This window comes from Amycolatopsis sp. NPDC051716 (assembly GCF_040681595.1).
Classification (GTDB): Bacteria; Actinomycetota; Actinomycetes; order Mycobacteriales; family Pseudonocardiaceae; genus Amycolatopsis.
Genome location: NZ_JBFAZA010000052.1, coordinates 38,978 through 54,329 on the forward strand (window position 1 = coordinate 38,978; position 15,352 = coordinate 54,329).

16 protein-coding genes are annotated in these 15,352 nt (G+C 72.1%); 14 read left to right on the forward strand and 2 right to left on the reverse strand.

The window, feature by feature from the left end:
* The first annotated feature begins 84 nt into the window (after window positions 1–84).
* Complete coding sequence (locus tag AB0M30_RS43350) at window positions 85–999, forward strand: DNA recombination protein RmuC (RefSeq protein ID WP_285986141.1); 915 nt, start codon at window positions 85–87, stop codon at window positions 997–999.
* A 576-nt stretch (window positions 1,000–1,575) separates the two neighbouring features.
* Complete coding sequence (locus tag AB0M30_RS43355) at window positions 1,576–2,499, forward strand: DUF6542 domain-containing protein (protein WP_364597191.1); 924 nt, start codon at window positions 1,576–1,578, stop codon at window positions 2,497–2,499.
* Window positions 2,500–2,708: 209 nt separating this feature from the next.
* On the opposite strand, the gene AB0M30_RS43360 is transcribed toward AB0M30_RS43355, so the two are convergent.
* Complete coding sequence (locus AB0M30_RS43360) at window positions 2,709–3,704, reverse strand: 4-hydroxy-3-methylbut-2-enyl diphosphate reductase (RefSeq protein WP_364597194.1); 996 nt, start codon at window positions 3,702–3,704, stop codon at window positions 2,709–2,711.
* Window positions 3,705–3,845: 141 nt separating this feature from the next.
* On the opposite strand from AB0M30_RS43360, the gene AB0M30_RS43365 reads away from it, so the two are divergent.
* The 6 genes from AB0M30_RS43365 to AB0M30_RS43390 all read left to right on the forward strand — a co-directional run bounded on the left by AB0M30_RS43365 (window position 3,846) and on the right by AB0M30_RS43390 (window position 8,357).
* The gene (locus AB0M30_RS43365; RefSeq protein ID WP_364597197.1) at window positions 3,846–4,598 is read left to right on the forward strand and encodes a lipid droplet-associated protein; all 753 of its coding nucleotides are present in this window, start codon (window positions 3,846–3,848) and stop codon (window positions 4,596–4,598) included.
* Window positions 4,595–5,842 carry an exodeoxyribonuclease VII large subunit gene (gene xseA, locus AB0M30_RS43370; protein ID WP_364597199.1) on the forward strand — a complete coding sequence of 416 codons (1,248 nt, stop codon included), beginning with the start codon at window positions 4,595–4,597 and terminating at the stop codon, window positions 5,840–5,842. Before AB0M30_RS43365 ends, xseA begins: the two co-directional genes overlap by 4 nt.
* Entirely contained in the window at window positions 5,839–6,243 is a 405-nt protein-coding gene (locus AB0M30_RS43375; RefSeq protein WP_103337056.1) for a hypothetical protein, read from the forward strand. The genes xseA and AB0M30_RS43375 overlap by 4 nt, the downstream gene beginning before the upstream one ends.
* Window positions 6,240–6,461: an exodeoxyribonuclease VII small subunit gene (locus tag AB0M30_RS43380; RefSeq protein WP_103337055.1), complete on the forward strand. Its 222-nt coding sequence runs from the start codon at window positions 6,240–6,242 to the stop codon at window positions 6,459–6,461. Before AB0M30_RS43375 ends, AB0M30_RS43380 begins: the two co-directional genes overlap by 4 nt.
* Before the next feature lie 85 nt (window positions 6,462–6,546).
* Entirely contained in the window at window positions 6,547–7,596 is a 1,050-nt protein-coding gene (gene glpX / locus AB0M30_RS43385) for a class II fructose-bisphosphatase (protein WP_364597203.1), read from the forward strand.
* An 8-nt stretch (window positions 7,597–7,604) separates the two neighbouring features.
* The gene (locus tag AB0M30_RS43390; protein ID WP_364597206.1) at window positions 7,605–8,357 is read left to right on the forward strand and encodes a serine protease; all 753 of its coding nucleotides are present in this window, start codon (window positions 7,605–7,607) and stop codon (window positions 8,355–8,357) included.
* Window position 8,358: 1 nt separating this feature from the next.
* Here the strand turns inward: AB0M30_RS43390 and AB0M30_RS43395 are convergent, their stop codons facing one another.
* Window positions 8,359–9,348: an NAD(P)/FAD-dependent oxidoreductase gene (locus AB0M30_RS43395; protein ID WP_364597209.1), complete on the reverse strand. Its 990-nt coding sequence runs from the start codon at window positions 9,346–9,348 to the stop codon at window positions 8,359–8,361.
* Window positions 9,349–9,425: 77 nt separating this feature from the next.
* Here AB0M30_RS43395 and AB0M30_RS43400 point away from each other — a divergent pair, with 77 nt between their 5' ends.
* The 6 genes from AB0M30_RS43400 to AB0M30_RS43425 all read left to right on the forward strand — a co-directional run bounded on the left by AB0M30_RS43400 (window position 9,426) and on the right by AB0M30_RS43425 (window position 15,260).
* A complete protein-coding gene (locus AB0M30_RS43400) occupies window positions 9,426–10,049 on the forward strand; it encodes a hypothetical protein (RefSeq protein ID WP_364597212.1) in 624 nt (207 codons plus the stop codon).
* A 27-nt stretch (window positions 10,050–10,076) separates the two neighbouring features.
* On the forward strand, window positions 10,077–11,474 hold the full coding sequence (locus AB0M30_RS43405) for a class II fumarate hydratase (protein ID WP_364597215.1): 1,398 nt from the start codon (window positions 10,077–10,079) through the stop codon (window positions 11,472–11,474).
* Entirely contained in the window at window positions 11,474–12,325 is an 852-nt protein-coding gene (locus tag AB0M30_RS43410) for a helix-turn-helix transcriptional regulator (protein WP_364597218.1), read from the forward strand. The genes AB0M30_RS43405 and AB0M30_RS43410 overlap by 1 nt, the downstream gene beginning before the upstream one ends.
* Window positions 12,326–12,370: 45 nt before the next feature.
* The gene (locus AB0M30_RS43415; RefSeq protein WP_364597221.1) at window positions 12,371–13,903 is read left to right on the forward strand and encodes an ATP-dependent DNA ligase; all 1,533 of its coding nucleotides are present in this window, start codon (window positions 12,371–12,373) and stop codon (window positions 13,901–13,903) included.
* Between the two features lie 203 nt (window positions 13,904–14,106).
* Window positions 14,107–14,547: a hypothetical protein gene (locus AB0M30_RS43420; RefSeq protein ID WP_364597224.1), complete on the forward strand. Its 441-nt coding sequence runs from the start codon at window positions 14,107–14,109 to the stop codon at window positions 14,545–14,547.
* Between the two features lie 98 nt (window positions 14,548–14,645).
* Window positions 14,646–15,260, forward strand: a complete 615-nt coding sequence (locus AB0M30_RS43425) for a Pr6Pr family membrane protein (protein WP_364597226.1) — start codon at window positions 14,646–14,648, stop codon at window positions 15,258–15,260.
* Window positions 15,261–15,352 lie beyond the last annotated feature (92 nt).

Here is a 15,352-nt window from a genome sequence, read left to right on the forward strand (position 1 = left end):
CCCAGAGCGACGGATCGGGTGCGTTTTTTGTCGGTGCGGTCCGCCATGATGTCTGCGAGCCCGGAGCTCGGAGGGAGAGACGAAGTGGCGACAGTGCTGACCACCGCGGCGATCGTGCTCGCGGTCCTGCTGCTGTTCGCCGTCGCGGTGCTGTGGCGGCTGTACCAGGACGGGATGCGCCGGGCGGACGCGGCGGCCCGGCTGGTGGCGGCCGAGCGGGCCAAGGCGGACCAGCAGCAGCTGGCGTTGCGGCGCTACGAAGTCGCGTTCGCGTCGATCAGCGGCCGGGGCGAGCTGGGCGAGCAGGTGCTGGTCGAGACGGCGCGGGCGCTGGGGCTGCGCGAGGACCTGCACTTCACCCTGCAGACGGACCTGGGCGGCGGCGGCTCGGCGAAGCCGGACATGGTGCTGCGGGTGGGCGGCGACCGCACGGTCCCGGTGGACGCGAAGGCGAGCATGGCGACGTGGTCCGAGGCGGTGGAGACGGACGACCCGGACGAGCGGATGGACGCGCTGCGCGCGCACGTGCGGCAGATCCGGTCCCGCGCGGCGGACCTGGCGGGCAAGGGCTACCAGCGCTGGGCGGACGCGATCTACGGCACGATCATGTTCGTCCCGTCCGACGCGGCGGTGGTCGCGGCGCTGGACACAGACCCGGAGCTGCTGCGCTGGCTGATCGACCGGCGGGTGTTCCTGTGCGGCCCCACGGGCTTCGGGGTGCTGGCCTCGGCGGCGTTGTTCGCGGCGAGCGACCGCACGCTGGAGGCGGACGTCGAGCAGGTCCGAGCCGGAGCGGCGGCGGCCCACCGCGCGGCGGGCGGCGCGGTGGAGGCACTGAACCTGTCGAGCACGCACTTGCAGCGGTTCCTGTCGGCCCGCCGGCGGGAGCTGGAGGCGCTGGAGACGTTCCGGGCCACGGTGGCGCCACTCACCGACGCGTCGGGCAGCCCGGCGGCCGTGCCGACGGTGCGGAAGGGAGACGAGCTGGCAGCCAGCTGACCGGGCTCGCACTCGCTCGGGCTCGCCCACGCGAGTACCCAGAGGGTCGGCCCGCGCACCCGGGAAGTCGGCCCGCGCACCTGGAGGGTCGAGTCGCGTACCTGGAGTGTCGGCCCAGGTACCCGGGGAGTCGGCCGGTGGTCGACTGTCCAGATACGCCAGCCGACTGTCGAGGTACGCCAGCCGACTGTCTGGGTACGCGGACCGACCGTCCGGGTACGCCAGCCGACCGTGGGGTACCTCGGCCGACCCGTCCGGGTACGAAGACACCGGGCGCGAGCTGCGCGGGTCGAGCGCCGCAGAGGCGTCTGAGCAGGGGTAACCGCGAATCCGGGCCGGGTTTCGACCGCTGCTGGTGCGCGCGGCAAGCGCTTTCGGGTGAGCCCGGCGAGAGCGACCCTCCGAGCGCAGGTTGTCCTCGACGTCTCTCACGGAGGACCCTGGCGAGAGCGGGCCGCCCGGTTCGCTCCACCGCCGCTACCCGGCGCCACCGGATCGTGCCCGCAGGTGGCTGTCGGCCCACGTCGGCGGCGGTGCTGGCAAGATCTTCACAACCACGAGATACGGTGTTGCCCTGTGACCGCGATTCGCGATCGCCAGAGCGATCCAGATGCCGACGACGTCCCCGTTGCGTGGGATGAGCGTCCTGTCGTCGGTTCGAGGCGCGGACTGCCTTGGTGGGCGGCGGTCCTGATCGGCCTCGGCCTGGCGGTCGTGGGCGCCCTCCTGGGCAAGCCGAGCCAGACGAACATCCCGGTGATCTTCATCGTCTGCTACATCGCCGGGGCCGTGCTCGCGGTCTGCGCGGTGCGGCGGCGGGGGCTGTTCGGGCCGATGGTGATGCCGCCGCTCGTGCTGGCCATCACCGTGCCCAGTGTGATCCTGCTGACCTCGGGGTCGACGGCCGGGGCGCAGGGCGACGACATGCTGTCGAAGGCGTTGAACATCGGCACGCCGCTGATCAACAGCTTCCCCATGATGGCGATCACCACCGGCATCACGCTGCTGATCGGCTTCGCCCGGATCTTCCGCGAGCGCGACCCGGACGCCCCCAAGAAGGCCAAGAAGCCCGACCGCCGGGCCGACGAGGACGACGAGAAGCCCGCCCCGCGCGCCGCGGCCGGTGGGCGGCCGCGGCCGGCCGGCTCGAACCGGACCGGGCAGACCCCGGTCCCGGCCGGTGCTCGGCGCGGCCGGGACGGCGAACCGCCGCGACGCCCCCGCCCGCCCGCCGACGGCGAACGCCGGACTCCGCGCGCTCCCGCCGAACGCGACCCGGGCACCCGCGGCACGCGCAAGCCGCCGCCGGCCAACCGGCGCACGCCCCGTCCGGAAGAGGGCGACCCGCGCCGGCGCGAGCCGCGCGGCGGGGACGCTGCTCCACGACGGCGCCCGCGCCCGCCCGAGGACGGCCGCGAAACCCCGCCGCCGCGCCGCCCGTCCGGTGGACGGAACGCTCCACCGCGCCGGAACCGGCCCTGGGACGAAGAAGAACGCTGACGAACGGCGGTCACCTCTCGCGAGCGCGAGGTGACCGCCGTTTCGCGTGCCCCCAAAGGCATCACGGGTGATCAGAGGGGCATCACGCGTAGTCGGGAGGGCATCACTTGTGATCAGAGCGGCATCACGCGTGATTGGGAAGGCATCACGCGTGATTGGCGGGACGACACGGCGGCGAGCCGCAAGCGTGGCCCGCCGCCGGGGCAGGGTCAGACCTTCCGGAGTTCCTTGGGCGGCGCGAACGTGATCTTCTCGTTGGCCGTCGTGACCTCGTCGACGTCGCCGTAGCCGCGCTCGGCCAGCCAGTCGAGCAGCTCCATGACCAGCACGTCCGGCACCGACGCACCCGAGGTCACGCCCACCGTCGTCACGCCGGAAAGCCACGCTTCGTCGACCTCGTGCGCGAAGTCGACCAGGTACGACGCCCGGGCCCCCGCCTTCAGGGCCACCTCGACCAGGCGCTTCGAGTTGGACGAGTTCGTCGACCCGACCACCAGCACCAGGTCGCACTCGGCGGCCATCGCCTTGACCGCGACCTGGCGGTTCGTCGTCGCGTAACAGATGTCGTCGCTCGGCGGGTCCGCCAGCCCCGGGAAGCGCTCGCGGAGCTGGTCGACGCGCTCCATCGTCTCGTCGACCGACAGCGTCGTCTGGGACAGCCAGATCACCTTCGACGGGTCGCGCACCTCGACCTTGTCGACGTCCTCGGCCTTGTCGACCAGCTGGACCTTGTCGGGCGCCTCGCCGGCCGTGCCCTCGACCTCTTCGTGGCCTTCGTGCCCGATCAGCAGGATGTCGTAGTCGTCGTTCGCGAAGCGGTTGACCTCCTTGTGCACCTTCGTCACCAGGGGGCAGGTCGCGTCGATCGTGCGCAGGTTCCGCTCGGCCGCCTCCGCGTGCACCATCGGCGAGACGCCGTGGGCGGAGAACACCACGAGCGCGCCCTCGGGCACCTCGGACGTCTCGTCGACGAAGATCGCGCCGCGCTCGCGCAGCGTGTCGACCACGTGCCGGTTGTGCACGATCTCCTTGCGGACGTACACCGGCGCGCCGTAGACCTCGAGGGCCTTCTCGACGGCGATCACCGCGCGGTCGACGCCCGCGCAGTAACCACGGGGTTTGGCGAGCAGCACCCGCTTGCCGGAAGCGGTTCCGGTGATCGTCGGGGTACCCGCGGGCTCGATTCCGGGACTCGCTGCACTCATGCCCCCAGGGTACGGGCAGCCCCGAGACGGACTCGAAGTCCCTTTCGGGTGAGCTTCGTCCCCCTGCCGGGTTGTGCCGCAGGTCACGCGCTGCGCCCGTCCGGTTGGGCAGGAGGGACGCTCATGCGGCAGGCTGGACCCATGAAGCCATTCCCGCTCCCCCTCCGGGTCGCCGCGGGCCTCGCCGTCTCCACCGCCGAGCGGGTTCGCGAACTTCCCCGGCAGCTGGCCGGCCTCCCGGTGACCGTGGTCAGCCAGGTGCTGCAGGCGTCCATGCGGGTGCAGCAGCACGTCACCGAACTGGCGATCAAGGGCGACAGCGCCCTGTCGAGCCTGCGCCCGATCGAAGACACGCCGAGCTGGGCGACGTTCGACGAAGACGCCGAGCCCGACGTCCCGCCCGCGCGGCCGAACCTCACCCCGGTCGCCGAAGTGCCCGAACCGCGTTCGGAGATCAACGGCCGCGTGCCGTCGGCCGCCGAGCTCGAAGCGGAGCTCGGCGATCCGTGGGCCGAGGAGGAACGCGCGCTCGCCGAGGACCACGAAGACGGCGAGCACGACAGCGAAGCCGCCGAAGCCGAACCGCCGAAGAAGCCCAAGCCCGGTACGCCCAAGGTCGACAAGAAGACCAAGAGCGAAGCGCCGCGGACGAGCGCCGCGGGGTACGAGGGCCCGGCCGGGCTGACCGGCTACGACCAGCTCACCCTCCCGCAGCTGCGGGCCCGGCTGCGCCAGTTCTCGATCGAGCAGCTCGAGACCATCCTCGAGTACGAGCGCACCCACGCCGACCGCTCCTCGTTCACCGGCATGCTGTCGCGCCGGATCGCCAACGCGCGCAAGGCGGACCGGGCCAAGGAAGCCGAAGACGACGGCGACGGCGCGGAAGGCCGGTGAGCACCGAGTCCGCACCGGCTCCGGCGAGCACCGCGGAATCGCCGTGGCCGGTCCGGACCGTCGCGCGCAAGATCGGCGACTGGATCCACCGGCTCGGCACCGTCTGGGTCGAGGGCCAGGTCACCCAGGTCAGTTCCCGGCCCAACACCCAGACCGCGTTCCTGACCCTGCGTGACCCGTCGGCGGACGTCTCGATGTCCGTCACCTGCCCGAACTGGCTGATCCGTGAAATGGAGCCGCCGCTGCGGGAGGGCTCGAGCGTCGTCGTGCACGCGAAGCCGTCGTACTTCTTCGGCCGCGGCACGATCAGCCTGCGCGCCGACCAGATCCGCGCGGTCGGCATCGGTGAGCTGCTGGCCCGGATCGAACGCCTGAAGAAGCTGCTGACCGCCGAAGGCCTCTTCTCGGCCCAGCGCAAGCGGCCGATCCCGTTCCTGCCGAAGGGCGTCGGGCTGATCACCGGCCGCGCGTCGGCGGCCGAGCGGGACGTCCTGGCCAACGCGCAGGGGCGGTGGCCGCACGTCCGGATCAAGGTGCTCAACACGGCCGTGCAGGGCTCGCAGGCGGTGCCGCAGGTCATGCGCGCGCTGCGGATCTTCGACGCGGACCCCGACATCGACGTCATCGTCATCGCCCGCGGCGGCGGCAGCGTCGAGGACCTGCTGCCGTTCTCCGACGAAGCGCTCTGCCGCGCGGTGTCGGCCACGGGCACGCCGGTGGTCAGCGCCATCGGGCACGAACCGGACACCCCGCTGCTCGACTACGTCGCCGACCTGCGCTGTTCGACGCCGACCGACGCCGGCAAGCGGATCGTCCCGGACCTGCGCGAGGAGACCGAACGCGTCCGGCAGATGCGTGACCGCGGGCGCCGCGCGCTGCACGGCTGGGTCGACACCCAGGCTCGGCTGCTCAACCAGATCCGCAGCCGCCCGGCCCTGGCCGACCCGCTGGGCCCGGTCCAGCGGCGGCAGGACGACGTCGACGTCCACCGCGAACGCGCCCGCCGCGCCATGCTGAGCCTGCTCGCCAAGGACCAGGCCGAGGTCGCGAACGCGCGCGCCCGGCTCACCGCGCTCGGGCCGGCGGCGACGCTGGCCCGCGGGTACGCGGTCGTGCAGTTCGTCGACGCCGAAGGCAACCTCCAGGTACTCCGCTCCGTCTCCGAAGTCGAGGCCGGTGCCCAGCTGCGCGTGCGGGTGGGCGACGGCGCGATCAAGGCGGTGACGGAAGGAGAGCAGGGGTGAAGGTGACGTTCCTCCCGCTCACCGTGGACGCGGCCAGGAAGCTCGGCGCGCGGCCGCTGCTGGACCAGGCGGTGCGCACCGACCGGGCCGCCGCCGAGTGCTGGACGGCCCTGCTCGCCGGCTGCGGCACCGCCGCCCGCCGCGACCTGGGCCCGCAGCTGCGGCGGCTGTCCGAGGCGACGTCGATGCAGGTCGGCTCGCGCTGGTGGTTCGCCGACGGCGCGGGGCACCGGCGGCGGGTGGCCGGGGCGCAGGAGAACCTCGAAGAGGCGATCGCGGAGGGTGACGGGCAGGAGTTCGCGCTGGCGTTCGTCGGGTACGACCACGCGATGGCCAGCGCGGTAGTGTGCGCGAACAGCGCCCACCCGTCAGCCCGGAAGGTCGGAGAACACCGAGCGTGAGTGAGACACCCAGCGAGGAACTCGGCTACGAGCAGGCCCGCGACCACCTCGTCGAGGTCGTCCGCGAGCTCGAGGCCGGTGGTCTGTCCCTCGAGCAGTCGCTCGCGTTGTGGGAGAAGGGCGAGAAGCTCGCGAAGGTCTGTGAGCGCCACCTCGAGGGCGCGCGCGAGCGGATCGAGGCCGCCCTGGCGTCCGTGGAGGACGACTCCGAGCAGTGAGGTAGGCCATGCCCTCGGTATCTGGAAACACGGCGGGTATCTGACAGACTGGCTACCCGCCAGTTCCACGATCCGGGAGGCACAGATGCCCGCCGCAGACAGTCGTCGTGAAGCGCCCGACCGCAACCTCGCGATGGAGCTGGTCCGGGTCACCGAAGCCGCCGCGATGGCCGCCGGTCGCTGGGTCGGCCGCGGCGACAAGATCGGCGGCGACGGCGCGGCCGTCGACGCGATGCGCCAGCTCGTCTCGACGGTGTCGATGCGCGGGGTCGTGGTGATCGGCGAGGGCGAGAAGGACGAAGCGCCCATGCTGTTCAACGGCGAAGAGGTCGGCAACGGCGACGGGCCGGACTGCGACGTCGCGGTCGACCCGGTCGACGGCACCACGCTGATGGCCAAGGGCATGCCGAACGCCCTCGCCGTGCTCGCGGTCGCCGAGCGCGGGGCGATGTTCGACCCGTCCGCGGTGTTCTACATGGAGAAGCTGGCCGTCGGGCCGGACGCGGCCGGCAAGGTCGAGCTCGGTGCCCCGATCGCGGAGAACATCCGCCGCGTCGCCAAGGCGAAGCACAGCAGCGTCAGCGACGTCACCGTGTGCGTCCTGGACCGCCCGCGGCACGAGCAGATCATCAAGGAGATCCGCGACGCCGGCGCGCGGATCCGGTTCATCTCCGACGGCGACGTCGCGGGCGCGATCGCCGCGGCCCGCCCGACCACCGGCGTCGACATGCTCATCGGCATCGGCGGCACCCCCGAGGGCATCATCGCGGCCTGCGCGATGAAGTGCCTCGGCGGCGAGCTGCAGGGCCGGCTGTGGCCGAAGGACGACGCCGAGCGCGAGAAGGCCCTCGCCGCCGGGCACGACCTCGACCGCGTGCTGCTGAACGACGACCTCGTGCGCGGCGACAACGTCTTCTTCTGCGCCACCGGCGTCACCGACGGCGACCTGCTGCGCGGCGTCCACTACCGCGAGGGCGGGGCGACGACGCAGTCCATCGTGATGCGGTCCAAGTCCGGGACCGTCAGAATGATCGACGGCTACCACCGGCTGAACAAGCTGCGGGCGTACTCCTCGGTCAACTTCGACGGCCACCTGGACGCGCCCGACGACGACGTCGTGCCCCCGCTGCCGTAAGGAGTTCCGTGACCAGGCGACTGCCGGCCCTGCTGGTCCTGATCCTCGCCGTCCTGGTCCCCGGCACGGCCGCGGCCGCCCCCGCCATCGTCGGGGGCGTCGCCGCGGACCAGCCGTACCCGTTCACGGTCTCGCTGCACACCTCGTCGGGCAAGCTGTTCTGCGGGGGCGCGCTGATCGCGCCCACCTGGGTGGTCACGGCCGCGCACTGCGCGTACGGCAAGACCCCGGCCGACATCTCGCTGCGGACCGGCACGAACGACGTGGGTCAGGGCGGCGAGGTCGCCCAGCTCGCCGGGATCGTCGTGAACCCGGCGTTCAACACCCAGAGCCCGGCGGGCGACATCGCGCTGCTGCGGCTGGCGGCGCCGGTCACGACCGCGCCGATCGGGCTCGCGACGGCCGCGTCGCCGGGCACCGCGACCCGGATCGTCGGCTGGGGCCAGACCTGCCCGAAGCTGAACTGCGGCGGCCTCCCGACGACGTTGCAGCAGCTCGACACGAAGATCGTCGAAGGCACCAAGTGCACTGCGGGGTTCGACGGCACGGCCGAACTGTGCACCGACAACCCGGGCGGCAAGTCCGGGGCGTGCTTCGGCGACTCCGGTGGCCCGGAGATCGTCCGCGACGGCGACCACTGGCAGCTCGCCGGTGTCACCAGCCGCCCGGGCAACAACGACCCGGAATGCGCGACCGCGCCGTCGATCTACACCTCCGTCGTCGCCTACGCGCCCTGGATCGCCGAGAAGACGAAGGCCTGAGTCACTCGGCGTTGCTGGAGTGGCCCGGGAACAGGTGGGCGTCCGGGTCGAGCGCGACGGCGATGTTGTTGACGGCCGTCGCGGCCTCCCCGAAGCCGGTCGCGATCAGCTTCACCTTCCCCGGGTACGCGGCGACGTCGCCGGCGGCGTAGACGCGCGGACGCGCGGTCGCCATGGTCGAGTCGACGGCGATGGCGCGGTGGTCGATCTCCAGGCCCCAGCTCTCGATCGGGCCGAGGTCCGCGGTGAAGCCCAGCGCGGCGACGACGGCGTTGGCCGGGAGCCGTTCGTCGCCGGCGCCCTTGATCGAGACGTCGACGGCTTCGAGTGCGCCGTCGGGTGCTTCGACGAACCGCGTGACTTCGGCGTCGGTGATGATCCGGGTGCCGAGCTCACGCGCCTGCCGGACGATCGACTCGGCGGCGCGGAATTTGGCGCGGCGGTGCACCAGCGTCACGCTCGCCGCGACCGGGTGCAGCGCGAGGATCCAGTCGAACGCCGAGTCGCCGCCGCCGACGACCACGACGTGCTGCCCCGCGTGCACCTGCAGCGAGGGGACGAAGTGCACCATGCCGCGGCCGAGCCAGCCGTCGCCGGCCGGCAGCGGGCGCGGGGTGAACTCGCCGATGCCCGCGGTGATCAGCACCGCGCGGGCGTGCAGCGTTTCGCCGCCGTCAAGGGTCAGCACGACGCCGTCCCCGGCCGGCTCCAGCTTTTCGGCCTTGCGCCCCAGCAGGTACTTCGGCTTGAACGGCGCGGCCTGCTTCACCAGGCCCTCGACCAGGTCGCGGCCGCGGATCTCGGCGAACCCGCCGACGTCGTAGATCATCTTCTCCGGGTACATCGCGGTCACCTGGCCGCCGGGCTCGGGCAGCGAATCGACCACCGCCATCGAAAGGCCGCGGAACCCGGCGTAGTAGGCGGCGTACAGGCCCGTCGGGCCCGCGCCGATGATGACGAGGTCGTAGGAATCCCCAGTAACGTCGGTCATGCTCGCTCCAGCCAGTGGTGGATGGCGGTGATCGAGAACACACCCGATCCTAGCGGGATCGGAGTTCACTCGACGGGGTGCGACACCGGCGGCCGGACGACCGGCGCCCACCGTGGGGGGTGCGGCGGACACTGCTGAGCGCGACCGCGGCGGCCGTGGTGCTGCTCGGCTGGCTCGTTTTCGCGGGGTGGCTCGGGCTGCCGTCCGCCGAGCCGGTGGGTTTCATTCCGTTCGTCATCGCCGCTTTCGCGGCCCTCATCGGGTTCGGCCGCTGGCTGGCCCGGACGGGCCTGCTGCTCGCGCTGCTCGGGCTGCTGCCGGTGCTGGCCGCGGTGCAGGGCGGCTGGACCGCGGCCGGCGACGAGCTCCTGCTTGCGCGGGGAAAGCCGGTCGAAGTGCTGGTGACCGCGGAGTCCGTGCACCGGCTGAGAGGCGGGCCCGCCTACACCTACGACGTGCGGAACCCGGACGGGAGCCCGGATTCGCTCGATCCGGGAACCGACACGCGGCTGGTGGTCGGCAGCCGCGTGGCCGTCGTCGAGGACCCGGACGGGCGCGTCGCGACGCAGCTCGCCGGACGGCAGGACCCGGCCGTGGCCCTGGTCTTCGCGGGTCTGGGCGGTGCCGGCCTGGTGGCGGCGATCGTCGTCGTCGCGGTGCTCGGCGAACGCCGCAGGGTGCGCAACGCCACCCCGCGGTGATTCGCGAACAGGTCCAGAATCGGTGTCATGGCTGATCAGGAATACCGGATCGAACACGACACCATGGGCGAGGTCCGCGTGCCGGCCGACGCGCTCTACCGCGCGCAGACCCAGCGGGCCGTGGAGAACTTCCCCATCTCCGGCCGGGGCCTGGAGCGCGCCCAGATCCGCGCGCTCGGCCTGCTCAAGGCCGCCGCCGCGCGCGTGAACCGCAAGCTGGGCGTGCTCGACGCCGACGTCGCGGACGCCATCGCGGCCGCCGCCGACGAGGTCGCCGCCGGCGCCCACGACGCGCACTTCCCGATCGACGTCTTCCAGACCGGGTCCGGGACGTCGTCGAACATGAACGCCAACGAGGTCATCGCGACGCTGGCCTCCCGCGCCCTCGGCCGGGACGTCCACCCGAACGACCACGTCAACGCGTCGCAGTCGTCGAACGACACCTTCCCGACGACCATCCACGTCGCCGCGACCGAAGCCGTGCTCAAGGACGTCATCCCGGCCCTGGAGTACCTCGCCGGCGCCATCGAGGTGCGCGCCGCGGAGTGGGCCGACGTGGTGAAGTCCGGCCGCACGCACCTGATGGACGCGGTGCCGATCACGCTCGGGCAGGAGGCGGGCGCGTGGGCGTCCCAGGTCCGCTTCGGCGTCGAACGGCTGAAGTCGGGCCTGCCGCGGCTGGGCGAGCTGCCGATCGGCGGCACGGCTGTCGGGTCGGGCCTGAACGCGCCGGACGGCTTCGGCTCGTCGGTCGCCGCGGAACTCGCCACGGTGACCGGGCTGCCGCTGACCGAGGCCCGCGACCACTTCGAGGCGCAGGCGACGCAGGACAGCGTCGTCGAGACGTCCGGGCACCTGCGCACGGTCGCCGTGTCGCTCAACAAGATCGCCAACGACCTGCGCTGGCTGGGGTCCGGGCCGCGCACCGGCCTGGCCGAGCTGGCGCTGCCGGACCTGCAGCCGGGCTCGTCGATCATGCCGGGCAAGGTGAACCCGGTGATCCCGGAGGCGACGCTGCAGGTGGTCGCGCAGGTGATCGGCAACGACGCGGCCGTCGCGTTCGCGGGCGCGGCGGGCAATTTCCAGCTGAACGTCAACCTGCCCGTGATCGCCCGGAACGTGCTCGAATCGGCGCGGCTGCTCGCGGCCGTTTCGCGGCTGCTGGCGGACAAGGTGTTCGCCGGTATCACGGTGAACGCGGAACGCACGCGGACCTACGCCGAAGGTTCGCCGTCGATCGTGACGCCGTTGAACAAGTACATCGGCTACGAAGCGGCGGCCGCGGTCGCGAAGCAGGCGTTGAAGGAGCTGAAGACGATCCGCGAGGTCGTCATCGAGCGCGGGTACGTGCGGGACGGCAAGCTCACCGAGGAGCAGCTCGACGAGGCCCTCGACGTGCTGCGCATGGCCCGCGGCGGCAACTGATGAGCGACGCCGCCGAGCTGGGCGCCTTCCTGAAAGCGCGTCGCGCCGCCCTGGACCCCGCCGACCTCGGCCTGCCGTCCGGGGTCACCCAGCGGCGGGTCAAGGGCCTGCGCCGCGAGGAGCTGGCGCAGCTGGCCGGCATCAGCGTCGACTACTACACGCGGCTGGAGCAGGGGCGCGGGAAGAACGTCTCGGACGCGATCCTCGGCGCGCTGGCCCGCGCGCTGCGTCTCGACGCCGGCGAGGAGTCGTACCTGCGCAACCTCGCCGCGCCGAAGCGCCGGGAGAAGAGCGCGCCGCAGCGGGTCCGGCCCGAGCTGCAGCACCTGCTGGACGCCGTCCAGGCGCCCGCGTTCGTCTTCGGCCGCTACCTGGACGTGCTGGCCTGGAACGCCCTCGGCGGCGCGGTCTCGTTCGACTTCGGCCGGCTCGAAGAGCTCAGCATGCCCAAGCTCGTCTTCACCGACGAACGCGCGAAGCAGCTGCACCCGGAGTGGGACGAGGTGTGCCGGGACGTCGTCGCCAACCTGCGCGCCGAGAGCGGCAAGCACCCCGATGACCCGCACTTCGCCCGGCTGGCCGGCGAGCTTTCGCTGGCGAGCGAGCGGTTCCGGGAGCTGTGGGCCGAGCACGCGGTCCAGGAGAAGGCCCGCGGCTGGAAGCTGATCATGAACCCGGTGGTCGGCGAGCTGCGGCTGCGGTACGAGACGCTGCGGCTGCCCGACGACCCGGACCAGGGCCTGGTGATCTACCACGCCGAACCCGGGTCGGCGAGCGAACGCGCGCTCGGCTTGCTGGCCAGCTGGATTGCCGAGGCCCCGCTGACCAGGACAAACGCTCGCCCGACCTGACAGTGCCGACTAGAAACTGTCGGTGGTCCGGGTCATGATGTCCGGGTGCTGCTGAGCGAGTTGGTCCGCGCGTCCGCCGAACTGGCGGCGACCAGGTCCAGGAAGGCGAAGATCGCCCTCCTGGCCGAAGTGCTGCGCGCGGCGGAGATCGCCGAGCTGCCCACGGTGATCGCGTACCTCACCGGGCAGACGGCGCAGGACAGGCTGGGTGCGGGCTGGCGCACCCTGGCCGGGCTGGGCGCGGGCTCCGCCGCCGAACCGGTGGCCTCGGTGCTGGAGGTGGACGCGGCGCTGACCGCGGCGGCCGGGGTCGCGGCGGGCACGGGTTCGTCGACGCGCCGGCAGGAAGTGCTGCGGGCGTTGTTCGAACGGCTGACGAAGGACGAGCAGCAGTTCCTGTTCCGGCTGGTCACCGGGGAGTTGCGGCAGGGCGCGCTGGAAGGCGTGATGGTCGACGCCATCGCCGCCGCGGCCGAGGTGCCGGCCGAGGAGGTGCGGCGGGCCTTCATGCTGTCCGGGAAGCTCGGCGTCACCGGGGTCGCGGCGATGACCGGCGGCCCGGGCGCGCTGGCGGAGTTCCGGCTCACCCTCGGCACGCCGATCAAGCCGATGCTGGCGTCCCCGGCGGAGTCGCTGGACGAGGCCGTCGCCGAGCACGCCGAGGCGATCGTCGAGTACAAAATGGACGGTGCGCGGATCCAGGTGCACCGCCAGGGCGACGAGGTGCACGTCTGGACGCGGACGCTGCGCGAGATCACCGGGAGCGTGCAGGAGCTGGTGGACCTCGTGCGGGCGCTGCCGTGCGAGTCGGTGGTGCTCGACGGCGAGACGCTGGCGCTGACCGACGCCGGGCGGCCGCGGCCGTTCCAGGACACGATGAGCCGGTTCGGCAGCACCCGCGAGGAGCAGGTCAAGGCGCTGCTGCTGCGGCCGTACTTCTTCGACTGCCTGCACCTCGACGGCGTCGACCTGCTGGACGCGCCGCTGTCGGAGCGCAACGCGGCGCTGCGCAAGGTCGCCGGGGCACACGTGATCCCCGGCGAGGTGGGCACTTCGCGGGCCGCTTCGGTCCTGGAAGCGGCGATGGAAGCGGGCCACGAAGGGGTGATGGTCAAGGACCTGGCCGCGCCGTACGCGGCCGGGCGGCGCGGGCGGGCGTGGCTGAAGGTCAAGCCGGTGCACACGATCGACCTGGTGGTGCTCGCGGCGGAGTGGGGTCACGGCCGGCGCACCGGCACGCTGTCCAACCTGCACCTGGGCGCGCGCGACCCGGACGGCGGCCCGCCGATCATGGTGGGCAAGACGTTCAAGGGCATGACCGACGAGCTGCTGGCGTGGCAGACCAGGACGTTCCAGGAGATCGAGACCCACCGCGACGACTGGACGGTGTACGTCCGGCCGGAGGTCGTGGTGGAGATCGAGCTGGACAGCGCGCAGGTGAGCACGCGCTACCCGGGTGGTCTGGCGCTGCGGTTCGCGCGGGTGGTCCGCTACCGCCCGGACAAGGACCCGGCCGACGCGGACACGATCGACACGGTCCGCGGCCTGCTGCACGGCGACCGCTCGGAAGGGAGCTGACGCAAGGACAGACGAAAGTCGCTGGTGCCCGCGGCCCTTCGCGGCCAAAGTGGACGACGGCCGATGCCGCTCGGTTCGCCGGGTGCTGCTCAGGGCCGAAGTTGACGGGAATTTTCCCGCCATGGCCGACGGCGATGATCCCTAGAGTGCGCTCCTTCACAGAGATCCCGCTCACTTCCCGAGCGGTCATGGAGGAGCACGCAGTGGTCAGCAAGGAACAGATGAAGGCGGCCATCCACGCCGCCTTCGACGGAGCCGTCGCCGACGGGGCGAGCTACACCAAGGTGTACGCCGCGGAGATCAGGCAGAAGAACTACCTGGTCTTCCGGACCACCTCGGTCGCCAACTTCGCCCTGGGCTTCAAGCCGGGGCAGACCGATCTCGTCCTCGTTCCGCTCGAGGAGAAGAACGGCACCGTCACGGCGGGCACGCCGCTGACGATCGACGACGCCAACCGGGCTTCGGTCAAGAAGCGCGACCTGCAGGGCCGGTTCGTCATCAAGACGACCGAGGGCCGGACGTTCCGGCTCAGCATCCTCCCGTCCGTGACGAAGCTCCTGGCCGCCGCCTACCAGCTGCCGGTCGAGCAGAAGGCGGAGTACGAAGCCTTCGTCGCGCTCCGGGACTCGCTGCTCGCGGCGTGACGACCGGCGCCCCGGTGCGGACGGCACCGGGGCGCACCCGGCGGTCCGCGGCTTCGCCGGTCCGCGACTCATGTCCACAGTGGAGCTAAGCTCCGGCGATGCGCAGCGAGAAGTTCACCCCCGCCTGGTTCGCGGTCACCGCCGTGGTCGCCCTGGCCGGCCTCGTCACCCAGGTCGTCGCGACCGTGAGCGCCCCGGACGGGCGGGTCGCGAACCTGTTCTGCTTCTTCACGATCGACTCGAACCTGCTGGTCGTGCTCACCTCGGCGCTGGTCGCGCTGGGCCGGGCGCGCGGGCGGCTGTTCACCGTCCTCTGGCTCGACGCGCTCGCCGGCATCATCGTGACCGGCATCGTCTACCAGGTCGCCCTGGCCGGCCGGTACGACCTGCACGGACTTCCGCTGTTCTCCGACACGATGCTGCACAAGGTGACCCCGGCCCTGTTCGTGCTCGGCTGGCTCCTGGCGGGCCCGCGCGGGGCTCTCACGTGGCGCACGGTCTGGTGGTCGCTGCTCTACCCGCTGGCCTGGCTCGCCTTCACGCTCCCGCGTGGCGCGGTCACCGGCTTCTACCCGTACCCGTTCGTCGACGCGGGCGCCCTCGGCTACGGCCAGGTCGCGCTGAACTGCGTCTTCATCGGCCTCTTCTTCACCGCGCTCGCGGCGGCCGCGCTCCTGTACGACCGCCGGTTCACGCGGCTCGAACCCGCCTAACCCCAATGCCGGGAAGTTAGGGAGTGGGCGGAGCTGTCAACCCGGTGAGATGGGTAACGGGGTCCCTGCTAGAACAGCGTCGACCAAGATCG

Bases quoted from the DNA above. Each gene is read 5' to 3' on its own strand.
- AB0M30_RS43360 (WP_364597194.1), bottom strand. From the start codon at position 3,704: ATGAGTGCAGCGAGTCCCGGAATCGAGCCCGCGGGTACCCCGACGATC.
- AB0M30_RS43365 (WP_364597197.1), top strand. From the start codon at position 3,846: ATGAAGCCATTCCCGCTCCCCCTCCGGGTCGCCGCGGGCCTCGCCGTC.
- glpX (WP_364597203.1), top strand. From the start codon at position 6,547: ATGCCCGCCGCAGACAGTCGTCGTGAAGCGCCCGACCGCAACCTCGCG.
- AB0M30_RS43395 (WP_364597209.1), bottom strand. From the start codon at position 9,348: ATGACCGACGTTACTGGGGATTCCTACGACCTCGTCATCATCGGCGCG.
- AB0M30_RS43405 (WP_364597215.1), top strand. From the start codon at position 10,077: ATGGCTGATCAGGAATACCGGATCGAACACGACACCATGGGCGAGGTC.
- AB0M30_RS43410 (WP_364597218.1), top strand. From the start codon at position 11,474: ATGAGCGACGCCGCCGAGCTGGGCGCCTTCCTGAAAGCGCGTCGCGCC.
- AB0M30_RS43425 (WP_364597226.1), top strand. From the start codon at position 14,646: ATGCGCAGCGAGAAGTTCACCCCCGCCTGGTTCGCGGTCACCGCCGTG.